This is a genomic window from Nostoc sp. NMS7, from assembly GCF_017115085.1.
Classification (GTDB): domain Bacteria; phylum Cyanobacteriota; class Cyanobacteriia; order Cyanobacteriales; family Nostocaceae; genus Nostoc.
Genome location: NZ_JABXKJ010000239.1, coordinates 40,785 through 65,756 on the forward strand (window position 1 = coordinate 40,785; position 24,972 = coordinate 65,756).

General features: G+C 41.7%; 18 protein-coding genes and 1 tRNA gene. 8 read left to right on the forward strand and 11 right to left on the reverse strand.

Going from position 1 to position 24,972, the window contains the following annotated elements; genetic code table 11:
• Positions 1–125 precede the first annotated feature (125 nt).
• From ftsH2 to HWQ38_RS32095, 8 genes are all read right to left on the reverse strand, one after another.
• Entirely contained in the window at positions 126–2,012 is a 1,887-nt protein-coding gene (ftsH2, locus tag HWQ38_RS32060) for an ATP-dependent zinc metalloprotease FtsH2 (RefSeq protein ID WP_292801908.1), read from the reverse strand.
• A gap of 405 nt (positions 2,013–2,417) precedes the next feature.
• A complete protein-coding gene (locus HWQ38_RS32065; protein WP_292801987.1) occupies positions 2,418–2,912 on the reverse strand; it encodes a hypothetical protein in 495 nt (164 codons plus the stop codon).
• Between the two features lie 223 nt (positions 2,913–3,135).
• Positions 3,136–4,581, reverse strand: a complete 1,446-nt coding sequence (gltX, locus tag HWQ38_RS32070) for a glutamate--tRNA ligase (RefSeq protein ID WP_292801910.1) — start codon at positions 4,579–4,581, stop codon at positions 3,136–3,138.
• A gap of 114 nt (positions 4,582–4,695) precedes the next feature.
• Positions 4,696–4,769, reverse strand: a tRNA-Asp gene (locus HWQ38_RS32075).
• A 110-nt stretch (positions 4,770–4,879) separates the two neighbouring features.
• Complete coding sequence (locus tag HWQ38_RS32080; protein WP_292801912.1) at positions 4,880–6,406, reverse strand: serine/threonine-protein kinase; 1,527 nt, start codon at positions 6,404–6,406, stop codon at positions 4,880–4,882.
• A gap of 101 nt (positions 6,407–6,507) precedes the next feature.
• Positions 6,508–8,130: a serine/threonine-protein kinase gene (locus HWQ38_RS32085; RefSeq protein WP_292801914.1), complete on the reverse strand. Its 1,623-nt coding sequence runs from the start codon at positions 8,128–8,130 to the stop codon at positions 6,508–6,510.
• Between the two features lie 306 nt (positions 8,131–8,436).
• A complete protein-coding gene (locus HWQ38_RS32090) occupies positions 8,437–9,621 on the reverse strand; it encodes an esterase-like activity of phytase family protein (RefSeq protein ID WP_292801916.1) in 1,185 nt (394 codons plus the stop codon).
• A gap of 391 nt (positions 9,622–10,012) precedes the next feature.
• Positions 10,013–11,473, reverse strand: a complete 1,461-nt coding sequence (locus HWQ38_RS32095) for a TM0106 family RecB-like putative nuclease (protein WP_292801917.1) — start codon at positions 11,471–11,473, stop codon at positions 10,013–10,015.
• A gap of 510 nt (positions 11,474–11,983) precedes the next feature.
• Here HWQ38_RS32095 and HWQ38_RS32100 point away from each other — a divergent pair.
• The 7 genes from HWQ38_RS32100 (at position 11,984) to HWQ38_RS32130 (ending at position 18,908) form a co-directional block, all read left to right on the forward strand.
• Positions 11,984–13,177, forward strand: a complete 1,194-nt coding sequence (locus HWQ38_RS32100) for an aminotransferase class V-fold PLP-dependent enzyme (protein ID WP_292801919.1) — start codon at positions 11,984–11,986, stop codon at positions 13,175–13,177.
• 258 nt (positions 13,178–13,435) lie between these two features.
• On the forward strand, positions 13,436–14,518 hold the full coding sequence (locus HWQ38_RS32105) for a glycosyl transferase (RefSeq protein ID WP_292801921.1): 1,083 nt from the start codon (positions 13,436–13,438) through the stop codon (positions 14,516–14,518).
• Positions 14,519–15,107: 589 nt separating this feature from the next.
• Positions 15,108–15,521 carry a secondary thiamine-phosphate synthase enzyme YjbQ gene (locus HWQ38_RS32110; protein WP_292801923.1) on the forward strand — a complete coding sequence of 138 codons (414 nt, stop codon included), beginning with the start codon at positions 15,108–15,110 and terminating at the stop codon, positions 15,519–15,521.
• Between the two features lie 292 nt (positions 15,522–15,813).
• The gene (locus HWQ38_RS32115) at positions 15,814–16,563 is read left to right on the forward strand and encodes a hypothetical protein (RefSeq protein WP_292801925.1); all 750 of its coding nucleotides are present in this window, start codon (positions 15,814–15,816) and stop codon (positions 16,561–16,563) included.
• A 178-nt stretch (positions 16,564–16,741) separates the two neighbouring features.
• On the forward strand, positions 16,742–17,530 hold the full coding sequence (locus HWQ38_RS32120) for a Nif3-like dinuclear metal center hexameric protein (protein WP_292801927.1): 789 nt from the start codon (positions 16,742–16,744) through the stop codon (positions 17,528–17,530).
• Positions 17,531–17,813: 283 nt separating this feature from the next.
• Positions 17,814–18,032, forward strand: coding sequence for a hypothetical protein (locus HWQ38_RS32125; protein WP_292801929.1), 219 nt, complete (start codon positions 17,814–17,816; stop codon positions 18,030–18,032).
• Between the two features lie 564 nt (positions 18,033–18,596).
• Positions 18,597–18,908, forward strand: a complete 312-nt coding sequence (locus HWQ38_RS32130) for a DUF6679 family protein (RefSeq protein ID WP_012408115.1) — start codon at positions 18,597–18,599, stop codon at positions 18,906–18,908.
• A gap of 77 nt (positions 18,909–18,985) precedes the next feature.
• Here the strand turns inward: HWQ38_RS32130 and HWQ38_RS32135 are convergent, their stop codons facing one another.
• The 3 genes from HWQ38_RS32135 to HWQ38_RS32145 form a co-directional block, all read right to left on the reverse strand.
• Positions 18,986–20,653: an MBL fold metallo-hydrolase gene (locus HWQ38_RS32135; protein WP_292801931.1), complete on the reverse strand. Its 1,668-nt coding sequence runs from the start codon at positions 20,651–20,653 to the stop codon at positions 18,986–18,988.
• 642 nt (positions 20,654–21,295) lie between these two features.
• Positions 21,296–21,763: a DUF29 domain-containing protein gene (locus HWQ38_RS32140; protein WP_292801933.1), complete on the reverse strand. Its 468-nt coding sequence runs from the start codon at positions 21,761–21,763 to the stop codon at positions 21,296–21,298.
• A gap of 1,203 nt (positions 21,764–22,966) precedes the next feature.
• Positions 22,967–23,443, reverse strand: a complete 477-nt coding sequence (locus tag HWQ38_RS32145) for a hypothetical protein (protein ID WP_292801935.1) — start codon at positions 23,441–23,443, stop codon at positions 22,967–22,969.
• Between the two features lie 360 nt (positions 23,444–23,803).
• On the opposite strand from HWQ38_RS32145, the gene HWQ38_RS32150 reads away from it, so the two are divergent.
• Positions 23,804–24,688, forward strand: a complete 885-nt coding sequence (locus HWQ38_RS32150; protein ID WP_292801937.1) for an Npun_R2479 family HD domain-containing metalloprotein — start codon at positions 23,804–23,806, stop codon at positions 24,686–24,688.
• Positions 24,689–24,972: the final 284 nt, after the last annotated feature.

Genomic DNA, 24,972 nt, shown 5'->3' on the forward strand with positions numbered 1-24,972 from the left:
AGCAGCAAGCGTCTTCCTAAAACTATAAAATTTTACATAAAAAATGAGGATGGCACATAGCATCCTCATTCGATTTTTTGCTTCCTTGCTGATTTCCAGGTATTAGCCCAGAAAAGAGTCAACTATTACAGTTGCGGTACATACTCCTGCTTCTCAGGGACTTCAGCGTACTCAGCCAGAATCTGGCGGAATTCTTCGCCGTCAATGGTTTCTTTTTCGATCAGCAAATCGACTAAGCGATCGGTGACAGTGCGATGATCGCGGATCAGCTTCTTAGCATTGTCATAGCACTGTTCAACAATTTCTCGAACTTGAGCATCAATGCGCGAGGCAATGGATTCGGAATACTCAGATCGGGTTGTCCAGTCACGACCCAAAAAGACTTCTCCCTGTTGGCTTTCTAAGGAAAGTGGGCCTAAGTTTGACATCCCGAACCGCGTCACCATTTGGCGTGCCATTCCCGACAACTGTTGTAAGTCTCCACCTGCACCAGTGGTAACTTCCGCAGCCCCAAAAATCACTTCTTCGGCAGCGCGACCGCCCAAAGCACCAGTAATTCTGGCTTTGAGTTGAGAACGGGAAATTAACCCCTGTTCTTCGTTGGGAGTAAACCAAGTTAAACCCTGTGCTTGTCCTCTTGGGATGAGGGTGACTTTCTGTACTGGGTCATGGTCTTTTAACAAAGTCCCAACTAAGGCGTGTCCAATTTCGTGGTAGGCAATTAAGCGCTTGCTCTTGCTATCCACCAAAGGAGTACCTTCCATCCCCGCAACTACCCGATCGACCGCATCATCAATTTCGCGGAGGGTAATCGCTTCTTTGCGTCTTCTAGCAGTGAGAATTGCCGCTTCGTTGAGTAAGTTGGCTAGATCAGCACCAGTGAATCCGGGAGTGCGGCGAGCGATCGCATCCAAAGATACGCTAGTGTCTAGTTTCTTATTCCGCGCATGGACTTGCAAGATTTCCAAGCGCCCTTTGATATCGGGTGGATCGACTGTTACTTGGCGGTCAAAGCGACCAGGACGCAACAAGGCTGAGTCGAGTACGTCAGGACGGTTGGTGGCAGCAATAATAATGATGCCTGTATTACCTTCAAACCCGTCCATTTCGGTGAGCAATTGGTTGAGGGTTTGCTCTCTCTCATCGTTACCGCCACCGATACCAGCACCCCGTTGGCGTCCAACGGCATCGATTTCATCGATGAAGATGATGCAGGGGGCGTTATCTTTAGCTTTCTTGAACAAATCGCGGACGCGGGATGCACCCACACCAACGAACATTTCCACGAATTCCGAACCGGAAATACTAAAGAAAGGTACGCCTGCTTCCCCAGCGATCGCTTTTGCTAGTAAAGTTTTACCAGTTCCAGGAGGTCCAACTAATAACACTCCCTTGGGAATGCGTGCGCCTACTGCGGTAAATCTTTCTGGCTGTTTGAGGAAGGTGACGACTTCTTGCAATTCTTCCTTAGCTTCTTCGATTCCGGCTACGTCGTCAAATTTCACCCCAGTTTTTGCCTCCATTTGGAAGCGGGCGCGGGATTTGCCGAAGTTCATTGCTTGACCTGGGCCGCCGGGGAGGTTGCTAGAACGCCGGAACAAAAAGAACAGCCCAGTAATCAATAAAACTGGAAATATGAGATTGCCCAACAATCCCCAAATTGCGCCATCATTCCGCATCGGGTGAGCATCAAAACTGATGTCTTTTTCTTTCAGCTTGCTAATTAACTCAGGAGCGTTAATAGGCAAATCCACCCGCCATCTTTGGACACGGTTTTCGATGTCAGGATCGCGAGCTTCTATAATTGCTGTCCTACCGCCTTCGTACAGATCCACGCTGGTGACGCGATCGCCGTCCAAGTATTCTAGAAAGCGACCATAGGTCATGCGGGTATTGGCTGTATTCTTACTGGCGTCAACAGGAGCGCCTGCAAAGGCTCCTTGCCAGAAGAAAAAGCCAATTACCAAAGCCGGCAATGTCCAGAGTCCTAGTACTTTCCAAGAGAATTTCATCTTAATTTGCCTCTAGATGCCTATACAACTCATCAGCCTTAGCAACCGAATGTTCTATTACTCTGTCACTTTGGGCTGTTAAACGGATGTTTATAACTCCATTTTGTTTAATTTGATCTCTTATATGCACTCCCATAGAGCGATCGGCGCATTATGGCGATGCCAACAAGAATCTTAATCAAAGTTAACTTAATTTTAATACAATATCGCACCAGAAAAGGGAGCGCAACGGGATGCAAAGACACGGAGAATTTCTCCAGAATGCTCCTCGTGTCGTTTAAGTCCCTGTCAATCATCATTCTGGGGGAGTGGGGAGTTAGGAGTTTGAAGTAGAGACGCGATTAATCGCGTCTGTAACAGGAGTTATTATTTCCCGACAATGCCCAATGCCGCATGCTCAATGCCCTATTTAACTTCTGTAATTTGTAGAGTGTAAGGAAGATACTTGCCTTTTTCGTAGGAACCAACCCAAATTTGGTAACTTCCAGCCAGCCATTCGCCAATCATACCGGCATTTTTGCCATCAAAATCGTCATTGCACCAAGTACCACCGGGTCCCTTGATAATTATGGTGGTGTCTTCAGGACTTTGCACTTGTAACTTCAGGTAGTCAAATTTACTTGTTAGCGCTAATGTATGGTCTGGTGTTTCATCAACAAATCCAGTACAAGGGCCAGTGGCTGTTTCGCTCCTCCCGGCTACTTGACTCCCAGATATTGAACCACCACTCATCCCGCGAACTGTCAGGGGGTCTGGCGAAAACTGGGGGTCAATGGTGACATCTCCAAATATCGTTGGCGCTTCCTGAGCATCAGTAACAGCATTAACTGTCGGTGTGATGAAGAGCGTAACTATCATGAACGATAATCTCATCCCTCTTTTGAGCGCTTTTGTCGGCATTGTAATTACTTCGCTTCTAAGTGTTTTTGAAGACATGAATTTTACACACCAAGTTCCCAATGTGAGGAGAATTGACTACCTATTTTAGATTGGAAATTGGGGATAATTCATTAGTAATTAGTCAATGATTTATTGTTGCTATAGTTGCTCTACTTTAGATTTTAGGGGCGCACGTTTGTGCGCCCCTAAAATCTAAAATATTTCTAAAATCTGGAAGTAATCACTAATTAACTTCCGTTATCGCCCGACTCAAGCGCGACTTATCTAAACCAATCTGATTTAGTAGTAACCAAGATTGGATCAGATCGGGGCCATGAACATCTCCAGTTAGGGCTGCTCGGAGCGATCGCATTACTAAGCCTTTTTTGACTTTTTGCTCTTTCACCACTTGTTTAATAATCTCCTGGGCGGCGGCTTCCGAGAGTTGCGGCTGGTTTTCTAAAGCTGTGACAATCCCCTCAAGCACAGCAGCCGAACCTTCTTGCTTCAGCTGTGTACTGGCTTCCTCGCTAAATTCAACTGTATCCCTAAAAAACAGTTGGCTTTGAGGTACTGCATCTACTAAACGAGTCAAACTTTGGCTAATTAAAGTTACTAGTTGCTCTAACCAGGGGCGTTCTCTTCCACCATCAAATTTATACCCAGCCGCTTGCCAATAGGGTATGACTAAATCTGTGAGTTTATCTACTGGTGTCTTGTGGACATACTGACTGTTCAACCAGTCCAGCTTGTCCCAGTCAAATTTTGCACCTGCTTTATTTACACGCTCAAAGCCAAATTCTTTAGCTGCTGCTTCTAAGGTAAATATTTCTTGCGTCGAGTCTGGTGCCGACCAACCCAGCAATGTCATGTAATTCACCAAGCCTTCAGCAATAAAGCCCATTTGCTGAAACTCCGAAATAGAAGTGACACCATCTCGCTTAGAAAGCTTGCGCCCTTCCGTATTCAAAATCAGTGGCGTGTGAGCAAACTCTGGAATTTTTGCACCCATTGCTTCATAGAGTAAAATTTGCTTGGCAGTATTGGCAATGTGGTCTTCTCCCCGGATGACATGGGTGATTTGCATATCGATGTCATCCACTACAACTACAAAGTTGTATAAAGGTTGACCGCTAGCCTCTTCTGAAGCGCGGGCGATGACCATATCACCACCTAAATCGCTACCTTGCCAAGACATCTTTCCCCTTACTAGGTCATTCCAGACAATTTCCCGCCCATCTTCGATTTGGAAGCGAATCACAGAGGAACGACCTTCGGCTTCAAATGCGGCGCGTTGTTCTGGCGTGAGGTGACGGTGACGGTTGTCATAGCGAGGAGCTTCACCTCTAGCCTTTTGGGCTTCTCGCAGAGCCTCTAGTTCTTCGGAAGTGGTGTAGCAGCGATAGGCTAATCCTTGATCTAGCAGTTTTTCTACTGCTTCTTTATAAAGATCCAGGCGTTGGGATTGGAAAAATGGTCCTTCATCCCAGTTCAGTCCTAGCCAGCGCAGTCCTTCAAGAATATTCTCGGTGTATTCGGGACGCGATCGCTCTAAGTCTGTGTCTTCTATTCGCAGGATAAATTTCCCGCCGTGGTGGCGGGCAAATAACCAGTTAAATACAGCCGTTCTAGCTGTACCAATATGTAAATTTCCGGTTGGACTCGGTGCAATTCGGACTCTGACAGTCACAGCTAATTCTCTCTTTCGCAAAGCATGATCAATGTAGCTTATATCTGAAGCACCCAAACTTAGCTTTACTTAAAGTTGGATCTCCAACCAAAACAAAGAAGGATAAATTTAAAACGGGACTGACGGGGCTCGAACCCGCAACTTCCGCCGTGACAGGGCGGTGCTCTAACCAATTGAACTACAGTCCCTTGTTTGTCAACTTTGCTATTATCGCTATTTATTTTCTACTTGTCAAGTGTTTTGGAGTTGGGAATTAGAACTTATTTTTGTCCAGTCTCTCCAAGGTGCAAATTCTTCGTTAAATAGAGCCTGATAATACAACCAGTGGCTCTGATTCCAGATACTGCAATATCCGGGATTGCATTTGTTTATACTGCTGCTTTAATAGCTGTTTGCTCAACTGGAGTTGAGAAGCAGCTGGTAGACTATGACACTGTTCCATCCAGGTTTTCAACATTTGCCGCTGAGTTGGCTCAATGCCACTTGTGAGAACGTTGGTGCAGGAATGTGGTGCTTCTAGGGTAAAGAAAATCAAAGGGTAGCGTTCATTTTCAGCCAGGAAACTTACCAGCCGAAGATTTTGGGGATTTTGCATATCAAAGTAGCACGGTAGCCATTTAGGAGCCAATTGCCGATTGTACAGTACAGTCACCCACAACAGCATTGGGTGAGGGGATGTCATGAAGATAAATTGGTTGTAACGAGTAGAAAGGGCATACTTTTTGATTTCTTCTTTAGGCAACATCAACCATAGTGCTGTCATCGATGCTTGTGCGGTGTCTAAAAGCTGGGGAAAAACAATTTCTTGAATTGGTTTATTTTCAGGCCACAAAAGTTGCTGACAGCTTTGTTCTACTGTGATTGGTAATCCAGAGTATAAGGGAGGGGTAAGGATGGAAGTAGGAGCTAAGATTGTCGGTAAGCTGGGATAATTCGGCTGTTCTAAACTGTTTAATACTTCCAGAACTTGAGCGATATTTTGTGGGCGCTCGCTTGCTTTTTTAGCAAGACAAGACATGATTAAATGATTTAGTTTTTCAGGTACTTCAAGAGTGGGTTTAATATCTGCGATCGCTTTTGGTTGTTCAAAGTGATGTGCTTTATACCAAGCACCAAAGTAATCAGTTTCTGGTTGCCAAGGTTTTTTACCTGTGAGCATCTCAAACATCATCACACCCAGGCTATAAATATCAGAGCAACTATCTAATTTTTCCCCATCTAGCTGTTCTGGAGAACAGTAGGGTAAGGTGCCATTAAATCCCCTACTTGTACTAGCTGTTGATGTATAATTCAAAAATCTAGCAATACCAAAATCGAGAATTTTAACTAACTGACCCAATATCGGATCGGGAATTACTAATATATTTGCAGGCTTAATATCTCTATGAACTAGCGGACAAATTTTGCCATCAATGTTAATACCTTGATGAGCGCACTGTAAGCCCAAACAAATTTGCCGGCAGAGAGTTAAAAACATGGGCAGGGGCAACGGAATTAAATCCTTTAAACTCTTACCACTTAGATATTCCATAACGTAGTATGGTTTTCCTTGCTCATTTATACCATAATCATACGCCCGTACTATATGTAGGCTCTTTTGACTCAAAGCTGCACTCATTAAAGCTTCACGAGCAAAGTCTTGTTGCATCTTGGTATTGACAAAAGTCTGAGTCAAAAACTTGATAGCAACTGGTATACCTCCTAACAAAATATCATTTGCTAAAAAAACTTCTCCCATGCCACCACTGCCAATTAATTGCTTGAGTTGATAACGATTGGCAAGCAAGCCCGTACTAATTGGAGATGTAAATAGGCTTTGATTCACTTTGATCACCTTTGCTGCTGAGTCCATTTAAAGTTAGCAATACACACATAAGAATATAATTAGGTAATGATGGCAAGGCTTTTTATTTTGATAGCGGACTTTCAATGACGTGATAAAAGTTTTAAAAAAATCTCCAAAAATTTAGCCATCCAATTTTTTGAAACTTCTTTCTCATTTTTTGGCTTTGCGGCTAACTTTCGTAAGATATCTAATTTCAGTTTTTCATACTCTGTTTTTAGCAGATTTTTAGCTTGATTAGGCAAAATTATTTCATTTGACTGTTGATTCATATCTAAGCAATCTACAAGTTGCTGGCGCTGGTTAGCCGTCAGGCTTAAAGTCATTACGTGAGAGCAACAGTCTGGATCTTCTAGGGCAAAAAATAGCAGATGGTAGTAGCCTACTTCTGCTAAACTACGCGCTATCTTTTCCCCTCTATTATCTTTCAAATCCAAAAAATAAGGTAGCCACTTAGTCAGAGAAGGCTGGGAATTGTATAAGACTGTAACCCATAATAGCATCGGGTATACATTCATTTGAGTAATAAATTCAGTGCCATGTATTTTGTCCGAAAAGTTTGTAATCTCTTGTTTGGGCAACATTGCCCAAAAAGTTGGTATAGGTCTTTGAGTAGTATGTAGTAAATGGGGAAATCCAATTCGCGCAATTGGTTTATTTTTAGGCCATTTTTTCTGCAAACACTCTTTTTCTGATAATAATGTTACAGGTACTAATTGGATGGGAATTGAGAGGTTAATAATGTCACTACTATTGTTATGACTAACTTCATTAAGCTGAATCTTAACCTTTTCTAAATCTTCTAATATTTGGTTTATATTTTGAGGGCGATCGCTTATTTCTTTAGCTAAACAACTCATCAACATTTTTTCTAATATCTGCGGGATTTTGACTTGCGGATTCACTTGCTCAACTGTAGGTGGCATTTGAAAACGATGTGCTTGATACCAAGTACCAAAGGAGTTACTTTTTGTCTGAAATGGATGTTTTCCTGTTAGCATCTCAAACATTAGTACTCCCAAACTGTAAATATCAGAGCGGACATCTAGCAATTTGCGCCCTTCCATATGTTCTGGAGAACAGTAAGGCAAACTGCCAATAAAAGAATCTGTCAAGGTCATCCCACTTCGCTCCGTTAAAAACTTGGCAATCCCAAAATCTAATATTTTAACAATTTTTCCTTGTTTACTATCTTCACTAATGAATATATTTTCTGGTTTTATATCCCTGTGAACAATGGGATAAATCTCTCCTTTGAGGCTGATTCCTTGGTGGGCACATTGTAAGCCTAAACAAATTTGAGTAGAAATATCTAAAAACTCCGATAATGTTAAAGGCTGAATTTTGAGAATTTGTTTGAGGTTTTTTCCTTGGAGATATTCCATTACATAAAACGGAGTTTTATCCTCAGTAACTCCGTAACTTAAAATCCGCACAATATGTTCACTTTTTCGACCCAATTGAGCGCCAATAAAAATCTCTCTGGCAAAGCGTTGGGACATTTGCTGGTTTGCCAAACTGAGTGATAAGATTTTGATTGCGATCGCCATACCACCTTTAGCAGTATCTTCTGCTAAATAAACTCTACCCATCCCCCCTTTGCCAATCAAATCTCTGATTAAATAGCGATTATTTAAAAATTGTCCAATGTAATTGTCTAACTCTGCTTTTTGCCCTACCATTTTATCGATTTTATTTTGTGACATAAAAATTATTTATAAAAAATATTGTTGGCAAAATCCTTTAATAAGTCTAGACTAATTATTAAATTTAAATCTAAAAAATATCATGATTTGGAAAAAACTAATTATCTCCTGTAATCATAGTTAATCACTCTGCAAAATTTCCTAAACATTCTATAACATATTTATTAATGAATCCGGTTGAGAAATTACACGTAAACTACAAAAACGCTAGAAAAAGTTGTCTAGTAGATTCCGTAAATACACATAAATAGGCTGCAAATAAGTAAATAACAGTAAAGACACGAACGCACTTTTATCTCCGTACAGCTAATGGTTAAAATTCGGGAGCAAACGGCGTAATAATCTAATTAATGGTGTTTCAATTTTAATTTTAAAGGCTAGTATCTGGGTGCGTTGCAAGGAGTTGAAATTGTTATCACTGACGAGAATTAGTGATTGCTGTCCATCGGGTAGTTTAGCGCCAATAGTTAAGCCTTCGATGTTGTCTAGCAGTACATCTAGGGTTCTCAAATCTAACAGCAGTTTTTTCTGAACTGGTTTAATATTCTTAGAGTCAACTGCTAAAAGGCTATCTATTTTATGAATATCATCCGCTCCTTCTAAAGAAACCTGAAACAGGGAAATAGCAAATCCTAAACCAGTAAAAGACCGTTCTAAACTTAGGAAGTGTCCTTGATTATCGAGAGCAAGTAAATCAGGTAATCCACTAGCGAATTTGCCAGTCAGATCCAAAAATGGTGTAACTGGTTCAGTTTGATAAAGAAATTCCTTTTCTGGCTGATTGTTGAGCAAGTTGTATTGCAAAATCCGGCAAGGACTACCGATGTTAGGTTTAGCTGCGATACCATCTTGAATTAGAGCATTTTCGGTGGCTGTGAATATATGCTTTTTATCGGGTGTGATGGTGAGGCTTTCAAAAGCCAAATTGTTGCGGATACCTTTTTGACTACTTTTATCTGGCAAAAATTTGTTTGGTATGGGAAGTGTTTTAATTTCCCTACCAGAAGATAGGGAGAACTCTTTAATAAAAGGATTGATTAATTTTCTCACATCGCCCTCAGAAGAAATAAACACAGTTGCTTGATTAGTTAAGGCAATACCTTCTGTATCAGTTTCACCAGGGCGAAATGTTTGACCATTTTCATTTAATAATGTGGTAACACTGACTGGAATAATTCCACCTTTTTGTAGGGAACCCTTGCTTAAGTCGATTTTCAAGGTGTAGAAACGGGCGGCTGCTTTTTGCCCACGGTCATCGGAAATAGCATAATAAAGGTTGCTTTTTGGATCATAAGTAATTCCAGATAAACCTCCAACTTCAGTTGTTTTAAAGATTAAACCTTTCGGTAAAGTCCCTTCACCGATAAATTCTATGCTACTAACTTCAACAGCATTTGAAAGTAAGTTTATGAAGAAGTAAATGATAATTAAAATCGGGATAAAGAAGTAAATAATTCGTGGGAATACGAAGATTTTTTTAATTAGCTGCATATAATTTTTTTGTTAAATTAAAAGGCGGTAGGGAGGCACAGAAAAAGCTCATTGGTATCAACTTAAGCCAAAACCCTTTTAAAACCTCGTTTCCAGCCTCTGGCTGGAAATGTTGCTCATTGCGGTGCTGCAAGTCAAGAGGCGGAGCCTCGCATAGGCATTCCCAGTCAGAGACTCTTAACGAGACAATCTCTAAAAGCTGGTTCTAGACTAACTTTCACGTTAAGTTGACACGTATGACAACTATGCGCCCCTACAAATAATACCAATGAAAAAAAAGAATGTGAAAGATACAAGCCTGAAAACTCTTATGAAATCAGGTTTTCTTAATTTTGAATTGGTATAATATATATTCCAACAAATTAAAAACTTTTAGAAAATACGAAATTAATTAAGCTCGTCGCAAACCATATTCATCCTGAAAAAAGTTGACAAGCCAATCTTTGACTCTGTGGGTAGCGCGGCAATCATCTTCGTTGTAGCTTTGGATAATTTCTAGTAAGGTGCGATCGCCTGTTTCTAGCCACTGATCATACCAATAAATACACTTGGCACCACTGGCTTCTTTTTCCCGCCACTCAAATCCTAACCAACGAGCGATCGCTTTCAGGGCATAACTTTCTATCGGCAATGCTACACTTTGGGTTAATTGTTCATACACATCCACAAATTGACTCAATACAGGACGCACTGAGGCGTAGGGAGTGCGGTAAAGTTTTGCTAACCGTTTGACTGTATCAACCTCGTAGACACAAAAATGATAAATTGGTGCTTCGGGATATTGCCAAACCAAATCCAAAAATTGCTGCCAAACTAATTCTTCGTCTTCTGGTTTGTCTGCTAAAAACGAATAAAACTGTTCTGTGTTGGCAAGTCTATCAACGACTAAAACCCCCAAAAGATAATTTAAATCTAAGTCTGGCTGTGCCTCAATATCAAAGTAAAGCTCTATGGGTGCTGTAAATGTAATATCTTTTATTGGTAGCGGGTAGGGTAAAATAAGCGGTCGTTTTTCCAGTGCAGATTGAGCTTGCACTACTAGCTTAGGCGCTACTTCGCTGTCAAAACCAAGCAGATTTTCGAGAGTGCTGGGATTGGTGTTAGCGAGAGATTCCAGTGTGGTGATGGCTAAGGCTTGCAGTTGAGTGTAGCGAATGGGTGTTACGCCTGGTACCAGTGAGAGATGTTTTTCAGATTGTGCGATCGCATAACATTGACTATACCAATGGCAAAGATTGCACTTTTGCCGAGCAATAAACACCTCTGGCGGATTTGGTAACTCTAAAACTTGAATAAACTCCTCCAGAATCTGCTGCATTCGTGGCATCCATTTAAACAAATCCACAGGATAATTTCTATCTTTGGTACGCAATATCAGCCAAGCTGTTTCTGGTGCAAACTCCTGTACTGTTGCCAATACTTGCGTGTGAAATGCGGCAACAACTTGATATTCTTGCTTAGGGCGCTTACCGAGTTCAATACTAGCTGCAACGTACATCCAATCTCCAAAGCAGGATTTTCCTGGCCGTTTCACGAGTAAATCTGGACGACTTAGTAAGGTGTATGCTTCAGAATAAGTTGCTGACAGTACTCCTTTATATATGTACTCAACGCCACGCTGCATCAATTCTAAAGTTGCCTTCTCTGCGTTTTCCCAGTTTCCATAAGAATAATTTGGTTGATCATAAGTCACCTGTGCCAAAGCACTTAGCTGATGGGCGATTTTGTCCTGTTGGAGTTTCCCTAGCAACTCATTGGGAGCATCGCGCTGACTTTTGTCACCGTGGATATCTAGAAAAGGCCGGCGTTTACAGCGTTGGTATTGCAGTAGGGATTCAGCATTAATTAGCATTCTTTTAAGTTAACAAGAATTAGCACACTCTGGGAGTAACTCAGACAATTACAGCACAATTCAAAATTCAGGAGTTAGAATTCAGGAGTCAGAATTCAGAAGTAAAATAGGCTTTATACCTTGGTTTAAGACGAATCGTTGTGTACTTCACTTTCCTTTAAATCTGCTGTAATAATGGAGTACGGGAGACAAGAGAGATAGGGGAGATGGGGAGCAGAGATCAACCCCTTCTCTGCGAGACGCTACGCGAACGGGGAATTCAAAATTCAAAATTCAAAATTCAAATCCCCATAAATAAATTTATTTGCTCTGTATCCTTTCCTCCTTCGGTCAGTAGCTATAATTTAGCGAATTGGTATAAATGGAACTCGTGAATGAACCTCCGAGCTTTGTGAATCAACCTCCGAGCTTTGTAGATGAGTCTTTGAACTCCATTAACGAAACTTAGAACTTCACTTTTTTATGTCCGACGCCGAATGACTAATCTAAAATCTAAAATCTAAAATTGGTATGACCAGTACTTCTGTTGCACAAACTAGGCTGCATAGCCATCGAGAGCAATTTCCCGCTTTAGCGAATAAGACTTATTTCAATTATGGGGGACAAGGGCCGATGCCCCAAAGGGCAATGGATGTTATGACCCAAACTCAAGCTCATATTCAGCATATTGGACCCTTTGGCAATGAGGCGTATCGCTGGATAGCGCCTCAGACTAAAGCTGCTAGAGTTGCGATCGCTTCCGAGTTACATGCACCAGTTGAAACAATTACTCTCACCGAGAATGTCACTATTGGCTGTAATATCGCCATCTGGGGCATTGAGTGGCAAGCTGGCGACCATCTGCTGCTCTCAGACTGCGAACACCCAGGCGTGATTGCCATAGCCCAGGAAATCGCGCGGAGATTCGTTGTGGAAGTTAGCACCTGTCCTCTAAAAGCGACTTTAAATGAGGGCGATCCTGTAAAAGTTATTGCCCAGCACTTGCGCCCAAATACCCGTCTTGTAATATTGAGTCATGTTTTCTGGAATACTGGTCAAGTTTTACCTCTGGATAAAATTGCCGAAGTATGCAGAAATAATCATTCTTTACTATTGATAGATGCTGCTCAATCTGCTGGTTTGTTGCCTTTAAACTTGACTGAATTGGGAGTAGATTTTTATGCTTTCACTGGTCACAAATGGTTATGTGGCCCTGCGGGTGCTGGTGGTTTGTATGTTCGACCAGAAGCACGAGAAAGCTTGAAACCTACGTTTATTGGCTTGCGTGGTATTGTTTTTGATAGTGAATCTCAGCAGTCTGTGGATTGGCTTCCAGATGGGCGACGATACGAAGTGTCTACATTAGCTTCTCCATTATATGTTGGGTTACGCGAGGCGATCGCAATTCATCAGCAATGGGGAACGTCACAGGAACGTTACGAGCAAATTTGTCAAAATAGTGAGTACCTCTGGCGAGAATTGACGGCGTTACCCGATATTAAATGTTTGCGAACTTCTCCACCCGAAAGCGGTATAGTTTCTTTTCAACTAATAAATAATCAGCCGCAAGCTGATTTGAAGTTGGTGCAATTTTTAGACTTACAAAGAATATTAACTCGGACAATTGCCGATCCTAGCTGTATACGCGCCACTGTTCATTACTTGACTTTAGAATCGGAAATCGACCAATTGGTTGAGGCGATTCAAGGTTTTTGCAAAACTTAGTTAAAAATTTGGAGTTATAGATATTTTGTTGCGTAAGTCCTAATATGAATGCGTTTCACCTTAACCCGCCCTGCAATAAATTGCGGGCTAATAGCTCAAGTCCACTAAAGTGGACTGAATATACTTTTGAGTCTACTTTAGTAGACTTAAGCTATTAGCTTGGGAATTGATTCCCAAGGGGGATGAAAGCGAAAGAACAAGACCTTGAGGACTTTTGTCAGTCAATCAGACTTTAAACTCCTAACTCTTAACTTAAAAATGGAACGTCCAATCTTATACTTAGCCATAACTAACCACGGCTTTGGTCATGCTGCCCGCACGGCTTCTGTCGCTGCGACAATTCAAAAGTTATGTCCAGAAGTTCTGCTAATTCTAGCGACTACTGCCCCACGCTGGTTGTTAGAGTGCTATATAGAAGGCGATTTTATCTATCGTCCCCGTGCATTTGATTTGGGTGTGGTGCAAACGGATAGTTTGACAATGGATAAAGTAGCGACTTTAGAAAAGTTGCTCGATATTAAGAAGCATCAAAATTCCCTGATTGCTTCAGAAGTGAATTTTATCCGCCAAAATCGCGTTAATCTCATCTTGGCAGATATTCCCTTCCTCGCTCCTGGGTTTGCCAAAGCTGCAAACATTCCCTGCTGGATGATGAGTAACTTTGGCTGGGACTTGATCTACCGAGATTGGGGAGGCGAATTTACCACAATTGCTGATTGGATTAGTGATTGGTATTCAAAGTGCGATCGCCTGTTTCGTCTTCCCTTCCACGAACCAATGCCAGCTTTTAACAATATCACAGATGTCGGCTTAACAGGCGGTTCTCCCCGTCACTCTGCTGATGATTTACGCTCTCTTTGGGGAATAACTGCACCAGCTGAAAAAACTATTTTGTTGACCTTTGGCGGCTTGGGTTTGCAGCAAATCCCATATCATAACCTGCGGCGATTTTCAGATTGGCAATTTATCGTTTTTGATCAATCTGCCCCTGATTTACCTAATTTAGTGAAAATTAATGACCGTAAATATCGCCCTGTAGATTTTATGCCTATTTGTGGACGAGTCGTTTCTAAACCTGGTTACAGCACTTTTTCGGAAGCCACACTACTAGGAGTACCTATTGTTAGCATCCCACGTGAGGACTTTGCCGAAGCAACTTTTATAATAGAAGGTATAACTAATTATAATCAGCATCAAATCATCACCCCATCTGAGTTTTTTCAAGAAACTTGGGATTTTCTCCATGATTTACCTCAATCACCAAAGCAATCTCAACCAATTGCTAAGGATGGTAATGAAGCGATCGCTCATGCCGTTATTAAGTATTTCGACTCAAAATAAAGTTATTCAAAACCACAATAAATATTTGAAGTTCTCACCTCAAGAGTATCAGTCACAGATGTTAGTTAACTTGAGAGAGACTTATAGGGTTTCCTAATCAGATGAGGTACATCATAGCCCCCTCTCGAAGAGCGGGGAGGGGGTTTGGGGGTCGGGTTCTTGTACCTCATTTAACCGAGAACGGCTATATAATGAAAACCAGAAGCAAGTAGAGGATATTTCTCAATCCTTGACATATGCTACTTTTGTGACTGCCGGAATTGCCTTTGTTGCCTTGTTACATCAAGTAACAGTTTATTTCATTCCTGAACTACAAAAACTACGAATACCAACCAAGAGGATACAACATCCTCGAAAAACAGGTTACAGCTGCCAGAGCCAGATCGGGCTAACATTACAGCTTTATCTCACAATCTGCCTAACACACCGATCATCCCAGATATCCGAAAAAATTCTGTAAATGCCGTGTTAAGCCTATTCAGGAGAAGAGATACTCAGTCTAGTGATCAACCAACGGCAGAACAACAACCAAATCAAGTAGATTCAACTGCTAATTAGCTTTTACTTTCATCAATAATTACTGTTTTAAATGAGTCACTACCAAAAGTTACTAAAAATTTCCACCACTGCCAAATCGTTTTACAATATCACTGCAAAAATTGAAGCCACAGTTGCAGAGTCGGGAGTTGAAACTGGTCTTTGTACTTTATTTTTACGCCACACTTCAGCCAGTTTAGTTATCCAAGAAAATGCTGATCCTGATGTTCTTGTGGATCTAGCTAATTTTATGGCAAAACTCGTCCCAGAATCAGGCAAATACATCCACGATGCAGAAGGCACCGATGATATGCCGGCACACATTCGTACCGCACTTACCCATACTTCTGAACATATCCCCATTAATCGTGGTCATTTGGTGCTAGGAACTTGGCAGGGAATTTATATTTGGGAACACCGCCAGCGCAGTCATTTAAGAGAATTGGTTGTCCATATTTCTGGATAGAAATTTCTCATGTTTCATTTATTTAAAGTGTAGCTTTGTAGAGTTTAAATACCCAGTTTCTACTGCGTAAGTAGGTAAGTGTAATATTGTAACCATTTGTAAATATTCAATAAATTTTGCAGTGGTAACTTTCTGATGAAAATTATTGGTGCAAAATTAATCAGGCACATCCTAAATAATTTGTGTAAATTTGTAAATTCAAAAGTTAAGTTTATTTGTGATTATTTAATCATCTACTTATTGCGATATACACTAATGTTTAGTGTAAGTTGCCTGGGCTATTTCAATTACTATGAAGCAAGAACTGACACCAACTCATACTTTCCGATTGATTGATGAAATCTTTGCCCAGCAGTCTGTAAACCTATTATCACTTAATCCCCAAAAGACATTAATTACCAGTTTTACAGAATTGGGAAATTTGATTACTGAACAAAACCCTGACATTCAACTCCTCACAACCCTTCAAGAAACTCTCGAATGCATAGTATATACTCAGTTGCAAAATTTTCCAGAAAACATCTTCTGGGATTTTGATTTTCTGGTAAGTAGTATGCTTAGGCAGGCTTTAGTAGCAGATGAGGGCGCTATACCTTTTTTAACAGTTTTTGGCGAAAAGATGGTTTCTCTGACAGAGATGTTCGGAAATAAAACGGAAATGCGCTTTCGTTACGTTCACGATTTTATGTATGGATTTGACTGGGCAAGATGGGTACAAAAAGAGCCACATAAACGCGCACATATAGAGCCTTTTAGTCTGGTTTTTTTAGATTATTTGCTCGTCAAAGGTAAAGAACTTTTACAACGTATTAATCATGGTCAGATCACATCTTATAAACTGTGTGATACTGGCTACCGAAATCCCTTCACTTTTTCTCGTGAACCAAAAGATGAATATCGTCTGTTAACTTATCTTGCTGAAGAACAACTTATCCCGGTGGCAGTGTGGAACTGGAATGCTAGCCCTGTATGGAACAAACCTTTTCAGGAAATGCGCCAGCAATTAGCATTAAAATTAGATATTCAACCACAGAGACACTGATAATAAATTCAAAATTCAAAATGACGCTCTCTACGAGACGCTAAAAGCGTAGCTTGCTTCTCTGTAAGAGTACGCGGACTCGCTAACGCTGCGCTAACAAAATTCAAAAATGGAACCCTTTAAAAGGCAAGTATTTAGCTACTTGCTATATACAAAATAATTGCCTGGAAATTATAGTATGAAAATTGCTGATTTAATAACTTGGTTTGAAGCATGGGCAAATCCCGCTTGGTGTGAAAGCTGGGATAATTGTGGCTGGCAGATTGAACCGGGAGTGTTGCAGGAAAAAGCGCGGGTTTTGGTGTGTTTGACACCGACTTTGGCAGTAATCCAAGAAGCGATCGCTCTGAATGCTAATCTGATATTTGCCCATCATCCCTTAATTTTTACTCCTCCCAAATCTTTACGCACTGGTGAAGCGATCGCCGAAATGGTAAGGTTAGCCTTTAGCCACAATATTGGTATTTACACTGCTCACACGAATTTTGACCAAGTGCAGGATGGTACTGCTGACGTTTTGGCTCAGATTTTAGAACTCAAAGAAGTTACTCCCATAGTACCTACACAAGCCGGATTAGGATATGGGCGTGTTGGTTTGCTAGAGCCATTTCTGACATTACAGGAATTACTCACAGCGATTCAAACCCGACTTGCTTCCCCTAATTTGATTTTTTCCCCAACTGCTGATTTACAGCAAACAATTTCACGAGTTGCCCTTTTGGGCGGTTCGGGGGCTAGTTACATTTCAGGCGTAGCGAAAACTGGCGCTCAAGCTTATCTGACTTCTGATTGTAAATTTCATCAGTTTCAAGAAAGCCGCGATTGCAATCTTATTTTAATCGATGCTGGACATTATGCTACCGAACGTCCGGCTTGCGATCGCTTAGTCCAAAAATTCCAGTCTTTAAACTTAGACTGGGTGCAATTAAGTCAAAAGGATGAAGATTTCCGCCAGTTTTTTGCTTGATTGCTGATGTTTGACGAGATTTTTTGGATACTTGCCTAAAAGTTTCTTTATGTTTTAATATTGTTAAGTTATTTGCCTTCTCAATATTGGGTGAGGCGAAAAATTTTTGTAACCATCTATCTCTGTAGACCAAGAGATAGATGCACTTAGAGCTAATATTGTGATGCGAATCACTAGTTATGTGTAATTATAATCACACAATACTTATGTTCCATATCAATTAGTAGCAGAGAAAAATGTTCCACACTTGAGATCACAAATTGTTTACTCTGCCCTAATCGAGATGATTCGTACACTTGTTGACTCTGCCTTCCAAACTGGATATCTTAGTGTTGAATCTGAGGGTTTACTCCAGCAAGTACTAGCCACTAAATGCTGGAAGCAACAGGATTTGTCAGCCCTGGCAACCCTATATAATGCAGTTCGCGCAGGTCAAATTAAACGAGAAGCGTCCTCGTCGAATGTGCCTATGGAATTTCCCCTACCGTATAAATCTTGCTGATCCTCCCATCTCCTTTGCCTCTTTCCCCGATCCGTTGGCTTTTTCTTAGTCATGAGCAGCCAAAAATCTGAAAAACTCAAAACTCTTTGGGTGTTGTTGTTGAAAAGCATCAAGGTCAGCAAGAGAATGAGTTAAGATCAGGTACAAGTGGGTAAAAGTAAAGCCAAGTCCCCGGACTTCCCCGTAATGCCAATGAGTAAAAGTAGGCAAGTTAAACAACCGCAATCAACGATTATTTTGGAGTATTCTTTATTACATAATGGTAAGAATGACTCATCAACAAATATAAACCTGGTTAGGACAGGTACTGAATTGTTTGACTTTTATAAAGCAGACATTCCCTAGAACGAGCCGGAGGGAGATTGAGTTCATTGCTAGAGCAATCATTGATTAATGACCCAACATTTCCCGATATTTTGACAACTACAAGCAAATCTTGGGATTGGGTCATGAAGCGTACTTGTTCTCAACCGTGAAATTAACCTCTTAAAGGTGTAATGTAATGGGATAAAACCCAGATATTGACAGGTTTAACTACGTTGTTTAAAAAGGCAGAAACAATACATGCTACACCGCAAGATTTATCAACTGTGTTGCGATGGGCGCGAGGTATGTGTTTTCTTGCGGGACCAGCAACGCTGGATTGAACGCGCCCGCATCATCGACATAGAGGGAGATTTAGTGACCCTACGCTATGAAACAGAAGAAGAGGACGAAGTTTGTTCTTGGGAAGAAATGGTTCGCCTTGAGAGCATTGGTGCTGTAACCCAAAAATTGGCTTCAGTACCACGCGGTAATGTGGAACCTTTGATGACTGAAGATTGTCCCGAAGCTGAACGCATCCACAACCGTTACACTGACTCGAATCCAGAATAATTAGCCATTGGTCATTAGTCATTAGTCATTGGTCATTAGTCATTAGTCATTAATGACTAAGGGCAGCGGACTGATGACTATTGACTATCATTTAGACCTTCAAAGGCAGGACAGTAACCTTCTAGAGTTACCTTAAAGTTATATAACGGGGAAGCTGGATTCCAACACCTCTGGCCTCTTTGATGTCGGCAGGTACCGCAACAGTCTACATCTGTCCATGTATAGCGATCGCTATTTTGGGTGAGCAGTTCTCGTTGAGACAATCCCCTTAATACTAGTTCTTCTCCTTGCCAACGAGCTTCAATTAAACCAGTATCGGCAAATTGCCGCCAACGCGAATCGCCAGTAATCACATTGGGTAGGGTGATGGTAATTACTGTTCCCAACTCTGTCAATTCGCCTTCGTAGTTAGTTTCTGGTGCTGCTGGTTGTAAAAATGTATCGCCGATCGGCAGTTCTACTAAGGTGTCAGCCGCCGGTGAATGTACATGGTAGCGGTTTTGCAACTCTTCTAAGCTAGTCAGGTCTGCCAAATAGCCAGGAGAACCGTGGACAAAAATGACGTGCTGGGGTCGCAAATTATGAATTAGCTGCGTAGTACCAGGGCCATCACTATGTTGAGCTAAAAGATAGGTTTCGACATTGGTAGGCGCTAAGTATTCTTTGTTAACTTTTATATCAATTTTTTCTGGTAGGAGGATCAGCCAAGGGCCGGTGTCTAGTTGGCAGTGCTTACCCAAATCATCTGTTGAGTCCGTAAGGACTATACAAGGTGACTTGCCCACTGTGGGACGATGTTCTGGTTGTAAACGACGTACGCGAGGACGCACCCGTTCATCCCAAAACAAGGGTTGATGGCGGGCGAAATTCTGCACGGATGGCGGGAGGTGGGGTAGCAGTTCTAAGTAGGCATCACACCCAGTAGCGACAGCACCATCTACCCAGATATCTAAATCTCGTCCGGTGAAGTGGTGATGTGAGCGTAAAAGCATTAATAGTTCTTGACCCAATCCTAAAGCCGGGGTGGGAAGAATTACAGAACAATGGTCAGCGATCGCCCGATTAATTCGCTCTGCTAATTGATTTTCTTGGGTGCGGCGATGGGGATGACGGGATGTACCATAACTGCCTTCAATGATCAGCACATCCAAGTCTAAGCCTCGCAATTCCTCTAAACGCAAACCTTCTACCAACCGGGAGTTTGACAGGAAAAAGTCGCCTGTATATAGTAGCTTGTAAGTACGCTGCTGGGTGGTGTACGTGAGTAGAATTGCCACTGCCCCTGGTAGATGCCCGGCGGGAAATAATTCTGCTACCAGACCCTCTTGGAATTCCACAGGCGATCGCAACGGCAAGGCATGACAAAATTGAGAAATTTCCTCAGCATCTTGGTCTAGCCAATTCAATGGCAGCAACTTGCTAGTCACCTCACTACCATAAATAGGTAAGTTTGGAAAAGTTTTATGCAGTGCCAGTAAGCCTCTGGCGTGATCTGGGTGAGCGTGACTAATCAAAACTAAATCTGCTGGTAGGGGCGAACTAGGTTCCCGTTCCGACTTAGTAAGCCCCTTAGCCAGCGATGAAATATCCTCCAAACCACAATCCAACAGGATGCGATGTGGCCCCATCTTCACCAATAAACACACGCCCTCATTATCATGCTGGACACTATAGGGCAAACATTCTAATTCACTACTCGCTTCCGCAGCATCTACGCGAGAAGATGCCGACAGATTATTCCTCATGCTTCCTCCCCTCAAACCTGATCATCATCGACATATCCCAAAAGCCAAAAGTTACACAAATTTTGGTTTTGTGACTTAGGGGTAAGTTTTATTGTGCGCCCCTACACCCTGAGAATACAGATTTTTGATTGGGGAGGACGCCTCTACCGAACCCGCACTGGTTCGGAAAGGTGGGCTAACAAGAAAGCGATCAAATTAGGAGCTAAAGGATCCCTCTTGTTTATTTTCCCTTTGCAAGTTCTGAGCTATCTTAACCAACTCACCCTATGGAAAGTCGTAGCGTCTACAGATTTATCTCAATGTGCAGAGCCATTGCCGTGATAGTTATCTGAATCATAGAATCCATTTTTCGTGCCAAAAAATAAGCACGAAAGCGTAAATATAACTGTTAATCCCGCTAGAATCAGCTTTACATCCATTTGTTTGCTGCGCCTTAACTTAAAGACTTTCCTATATTAATTTAGTGGTTGGGTAATCAAACGCAATCACTAGAAAATCTTTACTATGCTTATGTGGATTGGGCAATAAGTAAATTTACCGCAATCAGTCAGATTGTAAAACTTTTCGGTTCACCTGTCTATCGATCTAGATGTAAATCAATATGAGTGCGATGTCTACGACGGGCTACGCCGGAGCAATTTTCTACAGTCCGTAAAAATCTTCATCTAGAATCTGCCCAATCGAAAAAGGACAAACGGTAGGATACTCACTTTCCTGGGGTATCCTAACCCCAAACTTAGCCAGCTTACCTTCCTTAATCCCTAGCTTTCGAGCATCTGGGTAGGCTTTTTCTACCGTCTCTACCAGAAAACTTTTTAGAGAAGGAGTATCTGCCAAATTATTCAGAACTCGCTGACGATGTTCAAGTATTGAGCTATACCAGCTGCTTTTCATGCTATCGGGTACATCATGCCCAAGTCGTAACTTGAGTAAATGCGCTAACAAAATTGTCAGATTGCTTTTGAGCGCATTTTTCTCAGCCTTACCCAAATCAACTAGCTCCTCAATCAAATGCTCAATATCCAACGCCTCAAATTCATGATTTTGTAACTGTTGAATAGTTTGCTCAATCCATAATTGCAAATCTTGATCGTATAGCGTGTTAGGCATTTCTCAGATCAACTCCCAGTTATTCAACATTCCAGCTGGCCTTGAAAGTTTATCCGATCATAGCGATGAAAGCGATGTCTACGACGGGCTACGCCTACGCACATCCAATGAGAGACCAAGGTAGAGAGAGGAAAAGAGTCAGGAGTACGGTTAAACAGAAAAGGAAAAAGAGCGAGAGCTTGCTGGTATGTCGGGGTATGGTGAGCATAATTGGGTGCAAGGCAGCAGATTACACGCGGTTATGGGTATAATAACAAGCTTGCAACTCCTAATTCCTGATTGAGAAAGTCAGATTTTATTTGGGTTTTTAGCTTTGTATTTGTGGGAGCATCCCAAATTTGGAAATTTACTATTATGCTGCGTTCAGCCAGGAATAAGAGAATGAAGAAACGAACCGCATACTCCTACAAAGAAGCAAGCTACGCACAGCATCTCGCAGAGAAAAACGCAAAGAACGCAAAGTAAAAGAATTGTAAAGGGTTTTTGCTTGCGTCAGGCTAATAGTGAATTATTTATAAGTAATTAAAGTTATATGCTGCACCAGCCCACTATCCCGCCAAGAAATAAATTTCTTGGCTAATAGCGCAAGTCCACTCAAGTGGACTATAAACCTTATCCAGTCTTCTTTAGAAGACTTTAGCTATCAGCCTCAGAATGAATTCTGAGGCGGTTGTTGGGACTGATGCAAGTTCTGAGTATACGGAATTAATCTTAATTTTTGCTCACGAGTATCAAAGACTCATCCACGAGTATCAAAGACTCTCCTACGAGTATTAAAGACTCTCCCACGAGTATCAAAGACTCTCCAGCGAGTATTAAAGACTCTCCCGTGAGTATCAAAGACTCGTCTGTGAGTATCAAAGACTCTCCCGCGAGTATTAAAGACTCTCCCGCGAGTATCAAAGACTCATTCACGAGTTAAGAAAACAGAAAGGGGAAAAGAAAAGGAATTGCATTTACCTTTAACTTTTCCCCTTTCACCCTCCCCCTATCTCTGGCCTATGATGTATACACAAGTGACTTATTTTGCTTAAAGCGCTCTCAGACCTAACAAGAACAGCCCCTTCCCTATGTTCGCGCAGCGTCTCGAAAAGAGGGAAGAGGAGCCAATCTTCAAAGCCCCTCTCCGCGTCGGAGAGGGGTTTGGGGAGAGGTCTGCCAACTTGGGTATACATGGTAGCTATCTCTGGCAAAGTTTACAGCCTATGAACCAGAAGCAGTTTTAGCAGGTTTACTTTTAATAGCTTTAAACCGTTCCCCTAACTGTTCAGCAACAGTTTTTAACCCTGGAGTTTTCTTAGCAGCAGTCTTTACGTAATCATAAACTGTCAAGCTGCTACCCATTGCTTCACTGCCAACAGCCATTAGGGTATCATCTACCTGTTCTGTCAGTTGTTGCAGTTTAATCAACAGTTCGGTAAGCGTTGCGGCTAGCTGATAATCCCGCACAAACTCATCTACATCAAAGCTAGCTGGTAAAATGTCTCGGTTAGACTGGGCAGCAGTCAGGCTAGTGTTGACAAAGGCTAGGCTTTTATCGCCCATCTTAAATAACTTGCGTCGTTCTTCTACACTCAGAGTAACGAGAAAAGGCATCTTTGCTTGGATAGTCGCAAAGGCTGCTTTAATTTCTTGGATATCTGCTGGAGAAAGAGAGGCGGTGATATTTTGGTAAGACATTGGATATTTACTCTGGTGAATCTGTTTGTTATGATTCCCACTTGTAAAGGCGATCGCACAGTCTTAAGAAATAGGGAGTGGGGAATGGGGACAGAATACCTGCGATCATTGCCAGAGAAGTCATTAAAATCGGGCAAATTCTTTTTTCTACGTAACCCACAATTCCTCTAAAGCTTTTGTGTTACCAGGAAGCCATGCAACATCATGCAATCCAAGCAGAGAAAAAGCTAGCGTCCACAGCTACAAATAAGTTACAAACGAGCAAACATCCATTGCCCTAAATTCCAGCAAAGGTAGCCCTGATTATGGAATTTTGAAATCAAATCAATAAATAATTGGTATTTACCAGAGTAAGCAGATATGTTCAATGTCACTGAAATTTTAATTGATGCCTTCGTAAATGAAATTCGAGAAGGCTACCGTCGCACCTATGGCTGCTTCAAAAATGATTATCAGGATATTATCGCCTGGGCTGGTAACATGGCTTTGGAAAACATTGCTAATAGCGACGCCCTTTATCACAATGTTGAACACACTGTCCTTGTCACCCTAGTCGGGCAAGAAATCTTACGTGGCAAACACATTCGAGAAGGGGGTGTTTCCAGTGAAGATTGGTTGCATTGCATCATTTCCTTGCTGTGTCATGATATTGGCTACGTTAAAGGAGTTTGCCGACAAGATCGAGAAACAGCAGACTTATATGCCACAGGTAAAAATGGCAGAATGATTTCTGTAGCTTCTGGCGCTTCTGATGCCAGTCTCACACCCTATCATGTTGATAGAGCCAAGCTGTTTATTGATGAGCGTTTTGGCGGTCACAAGTTAATAGATGCTGAGGCAATTAAGAGCAATATTGAATTGACTCGATTTCCTGTGCCTGCGGCAGAAGATCAGCAAGAGACAAAGTGCTTTGCCGGATTAGTACGTGCTGCTGATTTGATTGGACAACTAAGCGATCCGCGTTACTTGAAGAAAATTACTTCTTTATTTTACGAGTTTGAAGAAACTGGTGTAAATAAAGTTTTGGGCTATAAAACCCCTGCGGATTTACGGAATAACTACGCTAAGTTTTACTGGAATGGCGTCTATCCCTATATCCAAGAGGGACTGCATTATCTATCACTGACACAACAGGGAAAACAAATTCTCGCTAATCTCTACTCAAATGTGTTTGTTGTAGAACACGAAAAACAACAGCAAGAACAGCAGCGCTATTTAGAAAAATTAGGAGTTGGGAGTGGGTAGTTTGGAGTTTGGAGTTTGGAGTTTGGAGAGACGCGATTAATCGTGTCTGTACAGGGGTGGGAAGTTTGGAGTTTGGAGAGACGCGATTAATCGCGTCTGTACAACGGTGGGGAGTTGGGAGTTAAGAATTATTAATCATGAATGAGCTATGAATTAAGATAAAACTTTGATAAGGGACTTCCAAGAAATAAATTATCTATCTTGTGGGGCGGGTGGGGATACCCATCCCAGAAAAAAATTTGAGATGTTTTTTTATTTGGAAGTCCCTAACTCATAACTTATAA